This is a genomic window from Pseudomonas sp. OE 28.3 (genome assembly GCF_014268205.2).
Lineage (GTDB): Bacteria > Pseudomonadota > Gammaproteobacteria > Pseudomonadales > Pseudomonadaceae > Aquipseudomonas > Aquipseudomonas edaphica.
This window is the reverse complement of sequence record NZ_CP077082.1, coordinates 234,228-250,650: the sequence shown is the minus strand read 5'-3', so window position 1 is coordinate 250,650 and position 16,423 is coordinate 234,228. Positions and strand designations below refer to the sequence as shown.

16 protein-coding genes are annotated in these 16,423 nt (G+C 61.4%); 5 read left to right on the top strand and 11 right to left on the bottom strand.

Annotation, left to right across the window (positions count from 1 at the left end; translation table 11 throughout):
• Positions 1–151 precede the first annotated feature (151 nt).
• From HU759_RS01090 to HU759_RS01065, 6 genes are all read right to left on the bottom strand, one after another.
• Entirely contained in the window at positions 152–1,456 is a 1,305-nt protein-coding gene (locus HU759_RS01090) for an MFS transporter (RefSeq protein WP_186617205.1), read from the bottom strand.
• Between the two features lie 158 nt (positions 1,457–1,614).
• A complete protein-coding gene (gene dgoD, locus HU759_RS01085) occupies positions 1,615–2,763 on the bottom strand; it encodes a galactonate dehydratase (RefSeq protein WP_186617206.1) in 1,149 nt (382 codons plus the stop codon).
• A gap of 48 nt (positions 2,764–2,811) precedes the next feature.
• Positions 2,812–3,432, bottom strand: a complete 621-nt coding sequence (locus HU759_RS01080) for a 2-dehydro-3-deoxy-6-phosphogalactonate aldolase (RefSeq protein ID WP_017137928.1) — start codon at positions 3,430–3,432, stop codon at positions 2,812–2,814.
• A 1-nt stretch (position 3,433) separates the two neighbouring features.
• Complete coding sequence (locus HU759_RS01075; protein ID WP_170040611.1) at positions 3,434–4,393, bottom strand: 2-dehydro-3-deoxygalactonokinase; 960 nt, start codon at positions 4,391–4,393, stop codon at positions 3,434–3,436.
• 162 nt (positions 4,394–4,555) lie between these two features.
• Positions 4,556–4,882 (bottom strand): DOPA 4,5-dioxygenase family protein, encoded by a 327-nt coding sequence (locus HU759_RS01070; protein ID WP_099550184.1) that lies wholly within the window; start codon positions 4,880–4,882, stop codon positions 4,556–4,558.
• A 30-nt stretch (positions 4,883–4,912) separates the two neighbouring features.
• Entirely contained in the window at positions 4,913–5,863 is a 951-nt protein-coding gene (locus HU759_RS01065; protein WP_186617207.1) for a LysR family transcriptional regulator, read from the bottom strand.
• 103 nt (positions 5,864–5,966) lie between these two features.
• Between HU759_RS01065 and betC the strand changes: the two genes are divergently transcribed.
• From betC to HU759_RS01050, 3 genes are all read left to right on the top strand, one after another.
• On the top strand, positions 5,967–7,481 hold the full coding sequence (gene betC / locus HU759_RS01060) for a choline-sulfatase (protein ID WP_186617209.1): 1,515 nt from the start codon (positions 5,967–5,969) through the stop codon (positions 7,479–7,481).
• Between the two features lie 18 nt (positions 7,482–7,499).
• Positions 7,500–8,414: a choline ABC transporter substrate-binding protein gene (choX, locus tag HU759_RS01055; protein ID WP_138453765.1), complete on the top strand. Its 915-nt coding sequence runs from the start codon at positions 7,500–7,502 to the stop codon at positions 8,412–8,414.
• 96 nt (positions 8,415–8,510) lie between these two features.
• Positions 8,511–10,079 carry a SulP family inorganic anion transporter gene (locus HU759_RS01050; RefSeq protein WP_186617211.1) on the top strand — a complete coding sequence of 523 codons (1,569 nt, stop codon included), beginning with the start codon at positions 8,511–8,513 and terminating at the stop codon, positions 10,077–10,079.
• Between the two features lie 126 nt (positions 10,080–10,205).
• Here HU759_RS01050 and aroE read toward each other — a convergent pair whose 3' ends face one another.
• Both aroE and hemF read right to left on the bottom strand, forming a co-directional pair.
• Positions 10,206–11,030: a shikimate dehydrogenase gene (gene aroE / locus HU759_RS01045; protein WP_017135152.1), complete on the bottom strand. Its 825-nt coding sequence runs from the start codon at positions 11,028–11,030 to the stop codon at positions 10,206–10,208.
• Positions 11,030–11,962, bottom strand: a complete 933-nt coding sequence (gene hemF / locus HU759_RS01040) for an oxygen-dependent coproporphyrinogen oxidase (protein ID WP_017135151.1) — start codon at positions 11,960–11,962, stop codon at positions 11,030–11,032. Before hemF ends, aroE begins: the two co-directional genes overlap by 1 nt.
• Before the next feature lie 159 nt (positions 11,963–12,121).
• Here hemF and HU759_RS01035 point away from each other — a divergent pair, with 159 nt between their 5' ends.
• Entirely contained in the window at positions 12,122–13,099 is a 978-nt protein-coding gene (locus HU759_RS01035; protein ID WP_017135150.1) for an NADPH:quinone reductase, read from the top strand.
• A 114-nt stretch (positions 13,100–13,213) separates the two neighbouring features.
• On the opposite strand, the gene HU759_RS01030 is transcribed toward HU759_RS01035, so the two are convergent.
• The 3 genes from HU759_RS01030 to HU759_RS01020 form a co-directional block, all read right to left on the bottom strand.
• On the bottom strand, positions 13,214–13,771 hold the full coding sequence (locus HU759_RS01030) for an L-threonylcarbamoyladenylate synthase (RefSeq protein ID WP_017135149.1): 558 nt from the start codon (positions 13,769–13,771) through the stop codon (positions 13,214–13,216).
• 58 nt (positions 13,772–13,829) lie between these two features.
• On the bottom strand, positions 13,830–14,933 hold the full coding sequence (gene dprA / locus HU759_RS01025; protein WP_186617212.1) for a DNA-processing protein DprA: 1,104 nt from the start codon (positions 14,931–14,933) through the stop codon (positions 13,830–13,832).
• A gap of 63 nt (positions 14,934–14,996) precedes the next feature.
• The gene (locus tag HU759_RS01020; protein WP_017135147.1) at positions 14,997–15,764 is read right to left on the bottom strand and encodes a hypothetical protein; all 768 of its coding nucleotides are present in this window, start codon (positions 15,762–15,764) and stop codon (positions 14,997–14,999) included.
• A gap of 135 nt (positions 15,765–15,899) precedes the next feature.
• On the opposite strand from HU759_RS01020, the gene def reads away from it, so the two are divergent.
• Positions 15,900–16,406, top strand: coding sequence for a peptide deformylase (gene def / locus HU759_RS01015; RefSeq protein ID WP_017135146.1), 507 nt, complete (start codon positions 15,900–15,902; stop codon positions 16,404–16,406).
• Positions 16,407–16,423 lie beyond the last annotated feature (17 nt).

The following is a 16,423-nucleotide window of genomic DNA, read 5'->3' as shown; positions in this document are numbered from 1 at the left end:
TGCGAAGCGCCCCCAAAACCAGACAACACGGTTCCATCTGGAAAAACCGCAGTGGCTTTATTGGGGCTGCTGCGCAGCCCAACGCGGGGCAAGCCCGCTCGCCACAACAAGCCCACTCGCCACAGGGTTTCGGGCCACTCAAACAATGGATTTACAGCTCGATGCGCTCGACCTTGCCCACCAGCAACACGTAGGACAGCGCCCCCAGCAATGCCAGCACCGCGATATAGGTAATCGCCGGCGCAAACGAATCCCCACTGGCCAGAAAGCCAATCACTATCGGCGTGGTAATCGCCGACAAGTTGCCGATGAAGTTAAATACCCCACCCGTCAGCCCCAACAACCGCGCCGGCGCCAGGGTCGACACCAATGACCAGGTGATCGATGCCAGGCCATTCCCAAAGAACGCCAGCGCCAGAAACGCGATCACCCAGGCCGTCGAGTCCACATAGTTGGCGCCGATGATCGCCGTGGAAATCAGCAACCCACCAATGATCGGCAGCTTGCGCGCAAAACCTACCGACGTACCCCGGCGAATCAGCCAATCAGAAAAAACCCCAGAACACAGCACGCCGATAAACGCAGCGAGGAATGGCAGCGAGGCCAGCAGGCCGGACTTGATGAAGTCCATGCCGCGATATTTCACCAGGTAGGTCGGGAACCACGTCAGAAAAAACCACAGCGTCGAGTTCAGGCAGAACTGCCCCAGGTAGATGCCCCACAGCTTGCGCTTGCTCAGCACTATCCCGAGGTCGACCCAACTGAACGGCGCCTTGACCGCTTTCGCCTGCATATCCACCAGGCCGCCGCCCTCGCGGATCAACTCGATTTCTGCCGCATTGGCGCCTTTGAAGTCTTTCGGCTCGCGGTACACCACGTACCAGATCAACGCCCACAGGATGCCGACGCCACCGGTGGCGACAAACACCATGTGCCAGCCAAATGCGTGCTGCAGCCAGGCCAGTACCGGCGTCAGAAACGCCAGCCCGACAAACTGCCCGGACGTGTAAACGCCAATCGCGGTGGCACGCTCGCGCTCGGGAAACCAGGTGGTGACCACGCGGCTGTTGATTGGGTAAGCCGGTGCTTCCAGGGCACCGACGGCCATGCGCAGCACAAACAGCGCGATAAAGCTGGCCGCAAACCCCAGCATCACCGTGGCGATGGACCACAACAGCAGGGCAGCGGTGTAGAGAATGCGCGGCGGCACGCGGTCCACCAGCCAGCCGCCGGGAATCTGCATGGCGGCGTAGGTCCAGCCGAACGCGGAGAAGATCAGCCCGACATGCACCGGGTCGATCCCCAGTTCGCTGGTCAGCGCCGGGGCGGCAATCGACAGGTTGCTGCGGTCGAGGTAGTTGATCACCACGGTGATAAACAGCAGCACCATGATGAAGAAACGCTTTCTGCTAGGCGTGACGAGAGAAGCCTGCCCGGTGAAGGATTCAGGGTGCATGGGGTTGCCTCTTCTTATGTTTATTGAGGACGGGGCGCGGTCATTGTGGGGCTGGCTTGCCTGCGATGGCGGTGCATCAGCTAACTGATCTGGCACAGGCGGACCGCTATCGCAGGCAAGCCAGCTCCCACAGTTGATCCGGTTCCTTCAGTGAGCAATCACCACTCGGCAAAGCTGCCGTCGGCATGCCGCCAGATCGGGTTGCGCCAGCGGTGGCCGATGGCGGCGCGTTCGATCACGTATTCCTCGTTGATCTCAATGCCCAGGCCCGGCCCGTTGGGGATCTTCACGAAGCCTTTCTCATAGTCGAACACGCCTGGATCGCGCACGTAATCGAGCAGGTCATTGCTCTCGTTGTAGTGAATACCCAGGCTTTGCTCCTGAATAAACGCGTTGTAGCAAACCGCGTCCAATTGCAGGCACGCCGCCAGGGCAATCGGGCCCAGCGGGCAGTGCAGGGCCAGGGCCACGTCGTAGGCTTCGGCCATGTTGGCGATCTTGCGGGTTTCGGTGATGCCGCCAGCGTGGGACGCGTCCGGTTGGATGATGTCGACATAACCTTCGCTGAGCACACGCTTGAAGTCCCAACGGGAAAACAGCCGCTCGCCCAGGGCAATCGGCGTACTGGTCAACGGCGCCAGTTCCTTGAGCGCTTCGTAGTTTTCGCTGAGCACCGGCTCTTCGATAAACATCAGCTTGTACGGGTCCAGCTCTTTCATCAGCACCTTGGCCATGGGCTTGTGCACGCGGCCATGGAAGTCGACGCCGATGCCGACGTTAGGCCCGACCGCATCGCGCACGGCGGCAACGTTGGCCAATGCCAGGTCGACTTTCTCGAAGCTGTCGACGAACTGCAATTCTTCGGTGCCATTCATTTTCACGGCGGTGAAGCCACGGGCCACGGCCTCTTTGGCGGCACGGGCGGTGTCGGCGGGGCGGTCGCCGCCGATCCAGGAATACACGCGGATCTTGTCACGCACCTGGCCACCCAACAGGTCGCTGACCGACACGCCGAGCGCCTTGCCCTTGATGTCCCACAGCGCCTGGTCGATACCGGCGAGGGCGCTCATGTGCACCGCGCCGCCACGGTAAAAGCCACCGCGATAGAGCACGGTCCAGATATCTTCGATATTGCGTGGGTCTTTGCCGATCAAATAGTCGGAAAGTTCTTCAACGGCGGCGGCCACGGTGTGGGCGCGGCCCTCCACCACAGGCTCACCCCAACCGGTCACGCCCTGGTCGGTCTCGACCTTGAGGAAGCACCAGCGCGGCGGGACGATAAAGGTGGTCAGTTTGGTGATTTTCATCTTCTTATCTCTCTTATCGATGCAGCGCCAGGGGCGCAAACCTTGAGTTCAGTTAAGCGCGTTCCAGGCCGCGACATAGGCCTGGGCATTGCTCGCCACTTGGTCCACCGACATGCCCGGTTTGAACAACCCGGAACCCAGGCCAAAGCCCTTGGCGCCAGCGTCGAAATACACCTGCATGTTGCCTGGGGTCACGCCGCCCACCGGCAGCAGTAAGGTGCCGGTCGGCAATACCGCCAGCCACGCCTTGATCACCGCCGGGCCCATTTGCTCGGCCGGGAACAGCTTCAAAACATCCGCGCCTTCGGCCAGCGCGGCGAAGGCTTCGGTCGGCGTCGCCACACCCGGCGACAGGAACAGCCCCGCCGCTTTGGCGGCACGCAATACCTTGGCATCGCTGTGGGGCATGACGATGACTTGGCCGCCGGCGGCTTTGACCTGCTCGACCTGTTCCGGGGTCAACACGGTGCCCGCGCCGATCAGGCAATCGGCGGGCAAGGTGTCGCGCAGGGTGCGGATGCTGGTGTAAGGGTCCGGCGAATTCAGTGGCACTTCGATCACGCGAAAACCGGCCTCATAGAGCACCTGGCCGACCGCCTGCGCTTCATCCGGGCGCACGCCGCGCAAGATTGCGATCAAACCGTTGTGTGCGAGTGCTTGCTTGAGCATGTCAGGCCTCCTGTACAGGTTGAGTGAGCCCAGCAGCGACGGCCAACTGCCACAGACCGCGCGCGGTGGCTTCCTGCGCGAGGCTGACGTGGACGAAGCCGCAGAGGGCAAGGGCGCGTTGGTAGCGGGCGCAGAGGTCGGCAGCGCCGACCAGGACGATAGGCTTGTGTTTGGCCTGCTGCGGCAAACCGGCGAGTTCGTGGCCGATCAGCAGGCCGGACAGATAATCGGGCTGCTCGTCTGGCGCCAGTTCGCCGGTCAACCCCAGGGTACGAGCGCTGAACAAGGTCGACAGCACGCCGCGCTGGCCGTCGTTTGACAGCGCCACGTGGACGCCACGATCAAACGCCGCGACCTGGAATTTTTCGGACTGTTGCTGGGTACGCCCGAGAATGCTGTGCTTACTGAGTACCGCAAACAGCTCACCGGTCATGAATGTGTCGAAGTGGGTGATGCAGCCTTCAACCACCTCGACCCATTTGGAATGGCTGCCCGGCAGGCCGATCAACACGTCGGCGCCCAGGCCTTGCAGCACACCCAGCACTTGAGTTTCTTCGCCACGCATCACATTGGGCAAGCCGACCCGCTCGATCACACCCGGCACAATATGCACCTGCACCCCGCGCAGGCTGCGCACAGGGTGCAAGGCCTGGCCGAGGCTGGCGACGTCGACGGGCGTTTGCCGATAGGCCGCTTCGCTCCAGCCTTGGGCGCTGCCGACCATGCCGCAGGCAATCACCGGCAGGCCGGGCTGCGCGTCGAGCCAGTCGCCGCAGGCCGCATCGAACGCCAACTCAAAGCCGTCACTGCACAGCACGCCAGCAATGACCCGGGGTTCGCTGGGCAGGTGCATGATGCCGAACGCCAACGCGCGCTGTTCGAGCACACAGCCAGCCGGGCCGAGTTTGTAAGCACGAAGGGAGCTGGTCCCCCAGTCGAGCGCGATCAATTGCGCCTGCATCGCTTCACCTGAAATGAGTGGGTGCTGAAAAAGCTGATGGGCGAATATAAACCTATGACTGGCGATATCTCAATATATAAATAACAGTCCCATATATTGGGTTTTTGTAATAAAAAATCCCATCTCCTTAGCTCAGGGTGATGGGATCAGGTGCAACAGTGGTTAAAAAATAGACAGGTTCAGCTCGCGCATCGCGCCCATCCAGATCGCGTAATCGGTGTGATCCTTGAGGTCATCGCCGGTGTCCGGGTGCAGGAACACCACCAACCCATCGCGATGCAGCGCCAGCCAGGGCAACACCACGCCGATGTATTCCGGCTCGAATGCCAGCTGGCAGCTCCAGTCCGGGTGCGGGCCGACCGGCTTTTCGTGTACACGACCCATGCTCAGCGGGAACAGCGTGGCTGCGTCCTCGCAGAGCTTGCGCGCCTGGTCGATGGTGCTGGCGTCGAAGTAGATATGGGCGTGGTAGCCCTTGATACGTTGCATGACGAAATCCGGATCCAATATGCGCCGATCCTAGACCGCAATCGACGGCAGGGCCAGCCCGGTCAACGACTGCGCGCTGCTGGCTTGCTCGGCCAGCAGCCAGTCGACAAAGCGCTCGACCAGTTGCCCCCGGCGTTTGCGCTGGGGCTGCACCACGTAATAACCGAAGCGCGAGATCACCGTGTCATTGATCGGCCGGCACAGCCAGTTCTGTTCCAGCAGGTTATCCACCAAGTGCCGCCAACCGATGGCCACGCCCTGGGCGGCAATCGCAGCCTGAATCAGCAGGGTGTAATTGTCGAAGCGCAATTGCCCAGGCGTGGGCGCCGTGGTGATGCCCAACTCACGAAACACGCCGCTCCAGTCGAACCACTGGCTGTTGTTTTCCTGGCGCAGGTGCAGCAGCGGGTAATCGTGCAAATTTTGTACAGTCAATGGCGTGGATTGAGCCTTGAGCCACTGCGGGCTGCACACTGGAAACACTTCCTCGTTGAACAGCCACAAGCTCTCGCCCTGCTTGAAACGCCCATCGCCAAACAACACCGCCACGTCGATATCGCTGCGCAAAGTCGCGTGGTTGCGTTCGCTGGTCACCAGGCTCACATCCACCTGCGGGTTGGCCTGGTGAAAGCGATGCAGGCGCGGCATCAGCCAGTAGGCGGCGAAAGCGAAGTCGGTGGCCACTTGCAGCACTTCGTGCTGGTCCTGCTGGGTGATCGTGCTGAGGCCTTGGTTGATGGCCTGCAAACCGCCTTGCACCTGTTCAAACAACAGCGCGCCCGCATCCGTCAGTTCGATGCCTCGGTAGATGCGATCGAACAGGCGGATCGCCAGTTGCTCTTCAAGGCGCTTGATCTGCTGGCTGATGGCCGGCTGCGTAGTGCCCAACTCCATCGCGGCGGCGGTAAAGCTGCGATGGCGCGCCGCGGCTTCAAAGGCACGCAGCAGGTCGAGGGACAGATCACCGAGGGCTTCATACATAAGCTGTGCTTATCCTAGACATTGCTTTCCATGGGCTTTACCCCATTTTCCATGGGCTGCATGCTCATTCGCATAAACTCCGCCTATGGAATGCCGATAGATCATGAAGCGCAAGAACATTCTTTTCATCATGGCCGATCAAATGGCCGCGCCGATGCTGCCGTTCTACGGACCTTCCCCGATCAAGTTGCCGAACCTGAGCCGCCTGGCTGCACAGGGCGTGGTGTTTGACGCCGCCTACTGCAATAGCCCGCTGTGCGCGCCTTCGCGTTTCACCCTGGTCAGCGGCCAGTTGCCGAGCAAGATTGGCGCCTACGACAACGCCGCCGATTTCCCCGCCGATGTACCCACTTATGCCCACTACCTGCGCCGCCTCGGTTACCGCACGGCACTGTCGGGCAAGATGCATTTCTGCGGGCCAGATCAGTTGCACGGCTATGAAGAACGCCTCACCAGCGACATCTACCCGGCCGACTATGGCTGGGCGGTGAACTGGGATGAGCCGCACGTGCGCCCCACCTGGTACCACAACATGTCGTCGGTGCTGCAAGCCGGGCCGTGCGTGCGCACCAATCAGCTGGATTTCGACGAAGAGGTGGTGTTCAAAGCCCAGCAGTATCTGTTTGACCATATCCGTGAAGACGGCAACCAACCGTTCTGCCTCACCGTGTCGATGACGCACCCACACGACCCGTACACCATTCCCAAGCCGTTCTGGGACCTGTACGACGACAACGACATCCCAATGCCGGCAACCCCCGCGCAAGGCGATCTCGACCCGCACTCCCAGCGCCTGCTCAAGGTTTACGACCTGTGGGACAAGCCGCTGCCTGTGGACAAGATCCGCGATGCGCGCCGCGCGTATTTCGGCGCGTGCAGCTATATCGACAGCAACGTCGGCAAACTCCTGCAAACCCTGGAGGACACTGGCTTGGCCGACGACACGATCATCATCTTCTCCGGCGACCACGGCGACATGCTCGGCGAGCGAGGCCTCTGGTACAAAATGCACTGGTTCGAAATGGCCGCCCGCGTACCGCTGCTGGTGAGTGCGCCAGGCCAGTTTGCGGCGGGCCGCGTGAGCAACGCCGTGTCCACCGCCGACCTGCTGCCCACCCTGGTGGAACTGGCCGGCGGCGAGTTGGACCCGCGCCTGGCGCTGGACGGCCGCTCGCTGGTCCCGCACCTGCAAGGGCAGGGCGGGCACGACGAAGTGTTTGGCGAATACATGGCCGAAGGCACCATCAGCCCACTGATGATGATTCGGCGCAGCGCCTACAAATTCATCTACAGCGAAGACGACCCTTGTCTACTGTTCGATGTACACAACGACCCGCATGAACGGGAAGACCTCAGCCAGTCACCGGAACACCGGCCACTGTTCGAGGCGTTTTTGAATGAGGCGCGGGCCAAATGGGACATCCCGGCGATCCACCAACAGGTGCTCGCCAGCCAACGCCGTCGCCGCCTGGTGTTCGAGGCACTGACCCAAGGCAAGCTGAAGAGCTGGGATCACCAGCCACTGGTGGACGCCAGTCAGCAATACATGCGCAACCATATCGACCTCGACGACCTGGAGCGCAAGGCACGTTATCCACAACCCTGCCAAAACCAATAAATAGACAGAGGGAAGGCCATGCAAAAGTTGACCGTGGTACTGAGTATGTTGGTGCTGGGCAGCGCCAATGTGTACGCAGACGCTAGCTGCGAAACGGTAAAAATGGCCGATCCAGGCTGGAGCGATATCGCCGCCACCAATGCCATCACCGGTTTCCTGTTGAACGGCATGGGCTACAAGGCCAAGGTCGACACCCTGGCGGTGCCGATCACGTTTGGCGGGCTCAAGGATGGCCAGGTGGATGTGTTCCTGGGCAACTGGATGCCGGCGCAGCAGGGTTTCTACGACAAGTTCGTGGCCAATGGCGATGTGGTGCAACTGGCGAAAAACCTCGACGGCACCGAATTCACCCTCGCCGTGCCGGACTATGTGTGGGACGCCGGTGTGCATGATTTTGCCGACCTGAACAAATTTGCCGACAAGTTCGACAAGAAGATCTACGGCATTGGCTCCGGCGCGCCGGCGAACATCTCGTTGCAGGAGATCATCAAGAAGAATGACTTCGACCTGGGCCAGTGGAAGCTGATCGAGTCCAGCGAGCAGGCGATGCTGGCCGAAGTGTCGCGGGCGGTGAAAAAGCAGAAGTTCGTGACCTTCCTCGGCTGGACGCCGCATCCGATGAACGTGCAGTTGAAAATGCATTACCTCAAAGGCGGCGAGAAATATTTTGGTGACACCGGCAGCGTGTATACCTTGACCCGCAAGGGTTATGCCCAGGCCTGCCCGAACGTAGGAAAATTGCTGACCAACCTGAGTTTTACCCAGGAGATGGAGAACAGCATCATGGCCCAGGTGGCCAACAATAAAGTCAGCAATGCCGACGCGGCAAAAGCGTGGATCAAAGCCAACCCGGCGGTACTGGACACATGGCTGGATGGCGTAAAAACCCTCGACGGTAAAGACGCACTGTCTGCCGTAAAAGCCAAACTCTAAGGGCCGCCGCGCATCCCTGTGGGAGCTGGCTTGCCTGCTCCCACAGAGACTTAGGTGTACTGATACTCTGAGCTAAACCTTTCTACCGAGTCTGCGATGCCCCGGCCCAACCGCCACACTCTCTTCCCCTTCCTTGCCTGGCTGCCGCGCCAAACCCGCGCCAGCGTCGGCCGGGACGCGATTGTCGGGCTCAGCGGCGCCGTGCTCGCCTTGCCGCAGTCCATTGCCTACGCGCTGATCGCCGGGCTCCCACCCGAATACGGCCTGTATGCCGCCATCATCCCCGTCTTGATCGCCTGCCTGTGGGGCTCCTCCTGGCACCTGATCTGCGGCCCGACGGCGGCGATTTCCATCGTCCTGTACGCCAGCGTCAGTCCGCTGGCCGTTCCAGGCTCTCAGGACTACATCACGCTGATCCTGTTGCTCACATTCCTCGCCGGTGTGTTCCAGTGGCTGCTGGGCATGCTGCGCTTTGGCGCGCTGGTGAATTTCGTCTCGCATTCGGTGGTGCTGGGTTTCACTCTGGGCGCTGCCGTGGTGATTGCCTTGGGGCAATTGCCCAACTTGCTGGGGCTGGATTTGCCCAGCCAGGCCACGGCGATCAATAGCTTGCTGGCACTGGTGGACCATGCCGGTGAATGGGACCACGCCTCACTGACGCTGGGCCTGGGCACCTTGCTGGTGGGCGCGCTGCTCAAATACCTGGTCCCGCGTTGGCCAACACTGTTGATTGCCCTGACACTTGGCAGCCTGGTGGCGTGGCTTTGGCCGGCGATGTTCGGGCATGTGGCGCGGGTGAGTTCGTTTATCGGCAAACTGCCACCGTTCAGCCCGCTGCCGATGGACCTGGATATACTTCTGCGCCTGCTGCCCAGCGCCGTGGCGGTGGGCATGCTTGGGCTGGTCACCAGCCTGTCGATTGCGCGCTCGTTGTCGGCGCGCTCGCAACAATTGCTCGACGCCAACCAGGAAGTCCGCGCGCAGGGTTTATCCAATATCGTCGGCGGCTTTTTTTCCGGGTACTTGTCGGCCGGCTCCTTCACCCGCTCCGGCCTCAGCTATGAAGCGGGTGCCTGCTCGCCGTTGGCGGGCGTGTTTTCCGCGCTCTGGGTGGCATTGTTTGCGTTATTTGGCGCGGCCTTGATCGCGCACATCCCGATCCCGAGCATGGCCGCAAGCATCCTGCTGATTTGCTGGGGCCTGGTGGATCATCGTGGCATTCGCGCGCTGTTCCGCGTCAGCCGCGCCGAGTTTGTGGTGATGAGCCTGACCGGCGTCGCGACCTTGCTGCTGGAGCTGCAAACGGCGATTTACGCGGGCGTGCTGGCATCGTTGTTTTTCTACCTCAAACGCACCTCACAGCCGCGGGTTCAGCAATGGCGCGACGGTGATGAGGATGTGTTGCGGGTAGGCGGTTCGATCTTCTTCGGCGCCAGCCATTACCTGCAAGTGCGGCTGCAAAGCCTGCAGGGCGAGCGGGTGGTGATCGAGGCGCAGCAAATTAACTTTATCGACTATTCCGGGGTGGAGATGCTGCACCAGGAGGCGCGGCGGTTGGCGGGTATGGGGCGTAGCCTGAAGTTGCGCCGGGCGCGGCCGCAAGTCGTCGAGGAACTGAAAAAGCTGGAAGGGGCCGATAAATGCCCCATCCATTTTGAAGAATAAACACGGTTAAAACTGTGGGAGCTGGCTTGCCTGCGATGGCGGTGAATCAGCCAGCACATCTGTATCTGATACACCGCCATCGCAGGCAAGCCAGCTCCCACATTTTGACCGTGTTCACATTCAGATTTATGCCGCAGCCAACTGCCGTCGCAACTCAGCCAACACCGGCGCCGACTGCGGGCGCACGCCGCGCCACAGGAAGAAGGCTTCTGCGGCCTGCTCCACCAACATGCCCAAACCATCCATCGCCACCGCCGCGCCTTGCTCGGTAGCCCAGCGACAGAACGCGGTCGGCTCCTTGGCATACATCATGTCGTAGCAAAAGGTCTTGCCCGGTTCGATCAGGCTGCCGGCAATCGGCGGTACATCGCCTGACAGGCTGGCAGACGTGGCATTGATGATCACGTCCACCGGCTCACGCAGCCAATCGAAACCGCTGGCCGACACCGGCCCCAAATCGTCGAACAGCTCGGCAAGCAGTTCGGCTTTTTCAACGGTGCGGTTGGCGATGATCAGCGACGCAGGTTGCTCAGCCAGTAATGGCTCCAACGCCCCGCGTACGGCGCCACCGGCGCCCAGCAGCAGGATGCGTTTGCCTTGCAGGCTAAGCCCGGCGTTCACCGTGAGGTCGCGCACCAGGCCGGCGCCGTCGGTGTTGTCGCCCAGCAAGGTGCCGTCGGCAAGCTTGCTCAGGGTGTTCACAGCGCCTGCGCGCTGGGCGCGTTCGGTCAAGCTGTTGGCCAGGCGGTAGGCGTCTTCCTTGAACGGCACGGTGACGTTGGCGCCACGGCCTTGTGCAAAGAACTCACGGGCACAGCCGGTGAAATCCTCCAGCGGCGCGAGCAGGGTGCTGTAGTCCAGTTGCTCACCGGTCTGCTCGGCGAACATGCGGTGAATCAACGGCGACTTGCTGTGGCCAATGGGGTTGCCGAACACCACATAACGGTCCATCAGACAGCCGCCTTGGGCGCAGCAAGGCCCAACCAGTCGCGGTCTTGCAGGTAGTAATCAGTGAGGCGCGCTTCTTCGCTGTCGGCTTCGGCTTTCCAGTCGTAGCTCCAGCGTACTTGCGGCGGCAGCGACATCAGGATCGACTCGGTACGCCCGCCCGATTGCAGGCCGAACAGGGTGCCCCGGTCGTAGACCAGGTTGAATTCGACGTAGCGGCCACGACGGAATTCCTGGAATTGGCGCTGCTGCTCGGTGTAAGCCATGGCCTTGCGACGCTGCACGATCGGCAGGTAGGCGTCGATGTAGGCATCGCCGATGGCACGGATGAAGGCGAAGCAGGTGTCAAAGCCCCACTCGTTCAAGTCATCGAAGAACAGGCCGCCGATGCCGCGCGGTTCGTTGCGGTGCTTGATATGGAAGTAGGTGTCGCACCAGGCCTTGTAGCGCGAATACACATCCGCGCCAAACGGCGCACAGGCCTGCTCGGCCACGCGATGCCAGTGGATGCAGTCTTCTTCATTGCCGTAGTAGGGCGTGAGGTCGAAGCCGCCACCGAACCACCACACCGGCTCTTCGCCGTCTTTTTCGGCGATGAAAAAGCGCACGTTGGCGTGGGACGTCGGCACATGCGGGTTGTGCGGGTGGATCACCAGCGACACGCCGAGGGCTTCAAAGCCACGCCCAGCCAGTTCCGGGCGATGCGCGCTGGCGGACGGTGGCAGGCCGCTGCCGAAGACGTGGGAAAAGTTGACGCCGCCTTTTTCGATCACCGAACCGTTTTCGATCACACGGGTGCGACCGCCGCCGCCGGCAGGCCGGGTCCAGGCGTCTTCGATAAAGCGAGTATCCGTCTCGAAGGTTTCCAGGGCGCTGCAAATGCGGTCTTGCAGGTCAAGCAGGTAGGCCTTTACAGCCTCGGTGCGGGTAGTCATGGCATCACCTTGAATCGGGCAAAGCTACGCGAGGCCATTGGGCGTCGGCGGCAAATGGGCGCACAGGATACCACTGCACCCGACCGCGCCGCAGTTGACGAAGATCAAGCTTAGGAGTGGGATAGGGGGCTACGCGATTCGACCTCAGGAGAAGTGCAGATGGCCAAACGTATCCAGTTCAGCGCCCATGGTGGCCCCGAAGTGCTTGAGTATGTGGACTACACCCCGGCAGAACCTGGGCCACAGCAGGTGCGTGTACGGAACGAGGCCATCGGCCTGAACTTCATCGACACCTATTTCCGCAGCGGCCTGTATGCGCCGCCAGCCTTGCCATCGGGCCTTGGCGCAGAAGGCGCTGGCGTGGTGGATGCGGTTGGCAGCGAGGTCACGCAGTTCAAGGTCGGTGACCGCGTGGCCTACGGCAGTGGCCCACTGGGTGCGTACAGCCAACTGCATGTGTTGCCTGCCGCCAACCTGGTGCACTTGCCGGACGCTATCAGCTTCGAACAGGCGGCTGGCGCGATGCTCAAGGGCCTGACCGTGCAGTACCTGCTGCGTCAGACCTACGAGTTGAAGGGTGGCGAAACCATTCTGTTCCACGCCGCTGCCGGTGGCGTGGGTTCGCTGGCCTGCCAATGGGCCAAGGCGCTGGGCGTGAAGCTGATCGGCACCGTGAGTTCGCCGGAAAAAGCCGCACTGGCCAAATCCCTCGGCGCCTGGGAAACCATCGACTACAGCAAGGAAAACGTCGCACAGCGCGTGCTGGAATTGACCGACGGCAAAAAAGTCCCGGTGGTGTACGACGGCGTTGGCAAAGATACCTGGCTGACCTCGCTGGACAGCGTGGCGCCACGGGGTTTAGTGGTGAGTTTCGGCAATGCGTCGGGCGCGGTGGATGGCGTGAACCTGGGGATTCTGGCGGCGAAGGGCTCGTTGTATGTCACTCGGCCGACACTGGCGACTTACGCCAGCAACCCGAAAGACTTGCAGGCGATGGCCGATGATCTGTTCTCGATGATCAAGAGCGGCAAGGTGCGTATTGATATCAACCAGCGGTTTGCGCTGGCGGATGCGGCGAAGGCGCAGACGGAGTTGTCGGGGCGCAGGACGACCGGGTCGACCATTTTGCTGCCATAAGTCTCTAAGATCTTCCGCGTTTGTAAGGGCCCCATCGCGGGCAAGCCCGCTCCCTCATTTGGAATGCATTCCCCTGTGGGAGCCGGGCTTGCCCGCGATGGCCGCGCCTCGGTCTCAAGACGGCCGCACTACCTCACCCGTCGCCAAATCACGAATCAGGCTCGGGTTCTTGCGCCCACCCAGGGCACCACCCAGCACCAAATCCACTTGGCCACGGAAATACTGCTCCACACGAATCCGCGTACGCGCCGCCGGGCGGCCTTGCGGGTTGGCTGAGGTAGAGATCAACGGCCCCACCTGCGCGCATAAATCCCTAACCAACGGATGATCACTGACCCGCAGCGCCACGGTGTCATGCACACCGGTCACCCATTCCGGCAACATGCCCTGATGCGGCACCAGCCAGGTATTCGGCCCCGGCCAGGTGCTGGCCATGCGGTCGATCCAGGTGTCCGGGAAGTCTTCAAACAGAAAATCGAACTGACGGATATTGTCCGCCACCAGGATCAGCCCCTTGTCGACCGAGCGATTCTTGATCGCCAGCAGCCGGTCCACCGCGTCTTCATTCCACGGGTCGCAGCCCAGGCCCCAGACCGCTTCGGTCGGATAGGCAATCACCGCGCCTGCGCGAATTTCTCGTGCGGCTTCCAGCACACGCCACCTGTTGACCATTGCTCACTCTCCGGACTAAAGCTGTGGGCAGTTTACCGATGTTCTTTGCAAAAACTAATTACATAAGCGGGCCGCGCGCAAGCCAGCGCCCGCTTTCGCAGATCACCTGGCCCTCAAGCTCAAGCTCGGTAAGCGCCGCCAGTGTGTGGGACAACGGCCGCCCGCTGGCAATCGCCAAGGCCTCGCTGGTGAGGGGCGCCGCGTGCAACAGCGCCACCAGCGGATGGGTGACCGGCATCGGCGCCGGGCGGGACAAAGCCTGCCAACCGCGCAAGCCGTCCAGGATGTGCTCGATGGACTCCACCAGCGTCGCACCGTCGCGAATCAACTGATGGCAGCCCTTGGCGCCCGGATGATGAATGGAGCCCGGAATCGCATACACCTCACGCCCTTGCTCGGCGGCAAGTTTGGCGGTGATCAGCGAACCACTGGCCATGCTGGCTTCCACCACCAGCACCCCCAGCGACAGGCCACTGATGATCCGGTTGCGCCGTGGAAAGTTGGCGGCCTGGGGCGCGGCGTCCAGCGGAAACTCGGAAACCACCGCGCTGCCCTGGGCAATCATCGCGGCGGCGAGCTGGCGGTGGCGTTGTGGATAAAAATTTTCGAGGCCGGTGCCGAGCACGCCGATTGTCTGCCCCCCGACATCTAATGCCGCTTGGTGCGCAGCACCGTCGATGCCCAAGGCCAAGCCACTGGTGATGACAAAACCGGCGCTTGCCAGGCTGCGCGAAAAGGCGGTGGCAGTGTCCATCCCAGGGCGTGATGCACGGCGACTGCCGACCATGGCCAACTGCGGTTTTTCGAGAATGTTTGGCTCGCCGGCAACGAATAATAACGGCGGTGCATCGTCGATCTGCGCCAGTAACGCAGGGTACTCAGGCTGGTCCCACATCAGTAAATGCTGGGCCGGGCGCTCCAACCATGCGAGCGCATCACTGGCGCCATCTCGAATTTCAGGGCTGCGCCTGGCATCGGCGCTAATGGGTGGCAACCCGAGAGAACGCCAGGCACTCGCCGGGGCGCTGATGGCCTTGGAGGCAGAACCAAATGCGTCAATCAATACACGAAAACGCTTGGGGCCCAGTTCCGGCAGCCTGTGCAAGCGTAGTCGGGCTTCCAGTTCTGCAGGGGAAATTTCAGGGCTGTTTGTCGGATACATTTGATCGTCCTTGATCTGAACAAGCTGTGGATAACTCTGTTGGTAACTTATTTAGCAGGCTATTTATTGCGTTTGTCGGGCAGTCTCGAATCGATCCATGACCGCGAGTGAACGCGAGGCTCTGAGCACCAGGCCATAACTGAGTTTTTCGTAGGTGCGAAACACCAGCAGCGTGCCGGCATCTTCATCGGGGAGTTGGGCCGGGGCGCCAGAGAGGCTGTCGCGTACGCTCACGCCGGCCTTGATCACCGTGAGCAGGTGGCCTTCGGCCAGACCGTCACGGCGGCCCTTGTTCAAGGTCACGGCATCCATTACGCCGATCTGGGTGACACCCTTGGGAATATCGATAATGTGCCCTTCGATGAAAGTCGCAGGCTCCCGGTTAGCCCATTCGACGGGCGGTTCGGCACGCAGCAAGCGGTCGCCTGGGCGCACTTCCTGGGTCACCCTTTGCACGGCCAGGGTGCTGAGGTCGCCCGCCAATACAAAGCGTGCGCTGCCGATGTCGTCGGCATTGATGCCCAGCAGCTCCTGGGTTTGCGGGTCGGTGTAGGTTTTGCCGCGACGAAAGATCCCATAGTCCGGCTGGGCCGGGTCCAGGTCACCGCGGGCATGCACGCGCTCACCGTTGGCGCCCAGGACTCGCCCCGCGTCGGCGGCAACAATGTAAGGGGCGTTGTCCAGGTCCTGGGGTGTATCGAAAATGCGGTTGTGCAGCAAGAAGTGGCGGATGGCCTGTTGCGTCGCCTGTTCCAGGCGCGGGCCGGGCTGGGAAACCAGGGCCATGGCGAGCGGCGCCCACAACAGCAAGACGAGTAGCGATTTCCTCATGGGGTCAATCTCCTTTATTATGTGCGTTCGCGTGAAATGCCAGAGCCTTAGCGGCTTTCGAACCTTTCACACCGGCGGTCTGGGTCCATCCCAACGCCGATTTGCCTCTACCTCACATGTGCAGCAATTACGCTTATGGCTATTTTGAACATCCTCGAATTTCCCGACTCGCGCCTGCGCACGATCGCCAAACCGGTGGCCGTAGTGGACGACAAGGTTCGTCAGTTGGTCGATGACATGTTTGAAACAATGTATGAAGCCCCGGGCATCGGCCTCGCCGCGACCCAGGTCAACGTGCATCAGCGCGTCGTGGTCATGGACCTGTCGGAAGATCGCAGCGAGCCGCGGGTGTTTATCAACCCCGAGTTCGAACCGCTGACCGAAGAGATGGGCGAATACCAGGAAGGCTGCCTGTCAGTGCCGGAGTTCTACGAGAACGTCGAACGCCCGCTGCGCGTGAAGATCAAGGCCCTGGACCGTGACGGCAAGCCCTACGAACTGATCGCCGAAGGCTTGCTGGCAGTGTGCATTCAGCATGAATGCGACCACCTCAACGGCAAGCTGTTTGTTGATTACCTGTCCACGCTTAAACGCGACCGGATCAAGAAGAAGCTGGAAAAAAAGCATCGCCAGCAAGCTTGATGCCCTTCTTCCAAAGG

Excerpts from the sequence above, each read along its gene's own strand:
- HU759_RS01070 (WP_099550184.1), bottom strand. The coding sequence starts at position 4,882 with ATGCAACGTATCAAGGGCTACCACGCCCATATCTACTTCGACGCCAGC.
- betC (WP_186617209.1), top strand. The coding sequence starts at position 5,967 with ATGAAGCGCAAGAACATTCTTTTCATCATGGCCGATCAAATGGCCGCG.
- HU759_RS01065 (WP_186617207.1), bottom strand. The coding sequence starts at position 5,863 with ATGTATGAAGCCCTCGGTGATCTGTCCCTCGACCTGCTGCGTGCCTTT.
- aroE (WP_017135152.1), bottom strand. The coding sequence starts at position 11,030 with ATGGACCGTTATGTGGTGTTCGGCAACCCCATTGGCCACAGCAAGTCG.
- HU759_RS01030 (WP_017135149.1), bottom strand. The coding sequence starts at position 13,771 with ATGGTCAACAGGTGGCGTGTGCTGGAAGCCGCACGAGAAATTCGCGCA.
- HU759_RS01035 (WP_017135150.1), top strand. The coding sequence starts at position 12,122 with ATGGCCAAACGTATCCAGTTCAGCGCCCATGGTGGCCCCGAAGTGCTT.
- HU759_RS01050 (WP_186617211.1), top strand. The coding sequence starts at position 8,511 with ATGCCCCGGCCCAACCGCCACACTCTCTTCCCCTTCCTTGCCTGGCTG.
- HU759_RS01090 (WP_186617205.1), bottom strand. The coding sequence starts at position 1,456 with ATGCACCCTGAATCCTTCACCGGGCAGGCTTCTCTCGTCACGCCTAGC.
- dgoD (WP_186617206.1), bottom strand. The coding sequence starts at position 2,763 with ATGAAAATCACCAAACTGACCACCTTTATCGTCCCGCCGCGCTGGTGC.
- HU759_RS01080 (WP_017137928.1), bottom strand. The coding sequence starts at position 3,432 with ATGCTCAAGCAAGCACTCGCACACAACGGTTTGATCGCAATCTTGCGC.
- HU759_RS01075 (WP_170040611.1), bottom strand. The coding sequence starts at position 4,393 with ATGCAGGCGCAATTGATCGCGCTCGACTGGGGGACCAGCTCCCTTCGT.
- HU759_RS01020 (WP_017135147.1), bottom strand. The coding sequence starts at position 15,764 with ATGAGGAAATCGCTACTCGTCTTGCTGTTGTGGGCGCCGCTCGCCATG.
- def (WP_017135146.1), top strand. The coding sequence starts at position 15,900 with ATGGCTATTTTGAACATCCTCGAATTTCCCGACTCGCGCCTGCGCACG.
- dprA (WP_186617212.1), bottom strand. The coding sequence starts at position 14,933 with ATGTATCCGACAAACAGCCCTGAAATTTCCCCTGCAGAACTGGAAGCC.
- hemF (WP_017135151.1), bottom strand. The coding sequence starts at position 11,962 with ATGACTACCCGCACCGAGGCTGTAAAGGCCTACCTGCTTGACCTGCAA.
- choX (WP_138453765.1), top strand. The coding sequence starts at position 7,500 with ATGCAAAAGTTGACCGTGGTACTGAGTATGTTGGTGCTGGGCAGCGCC.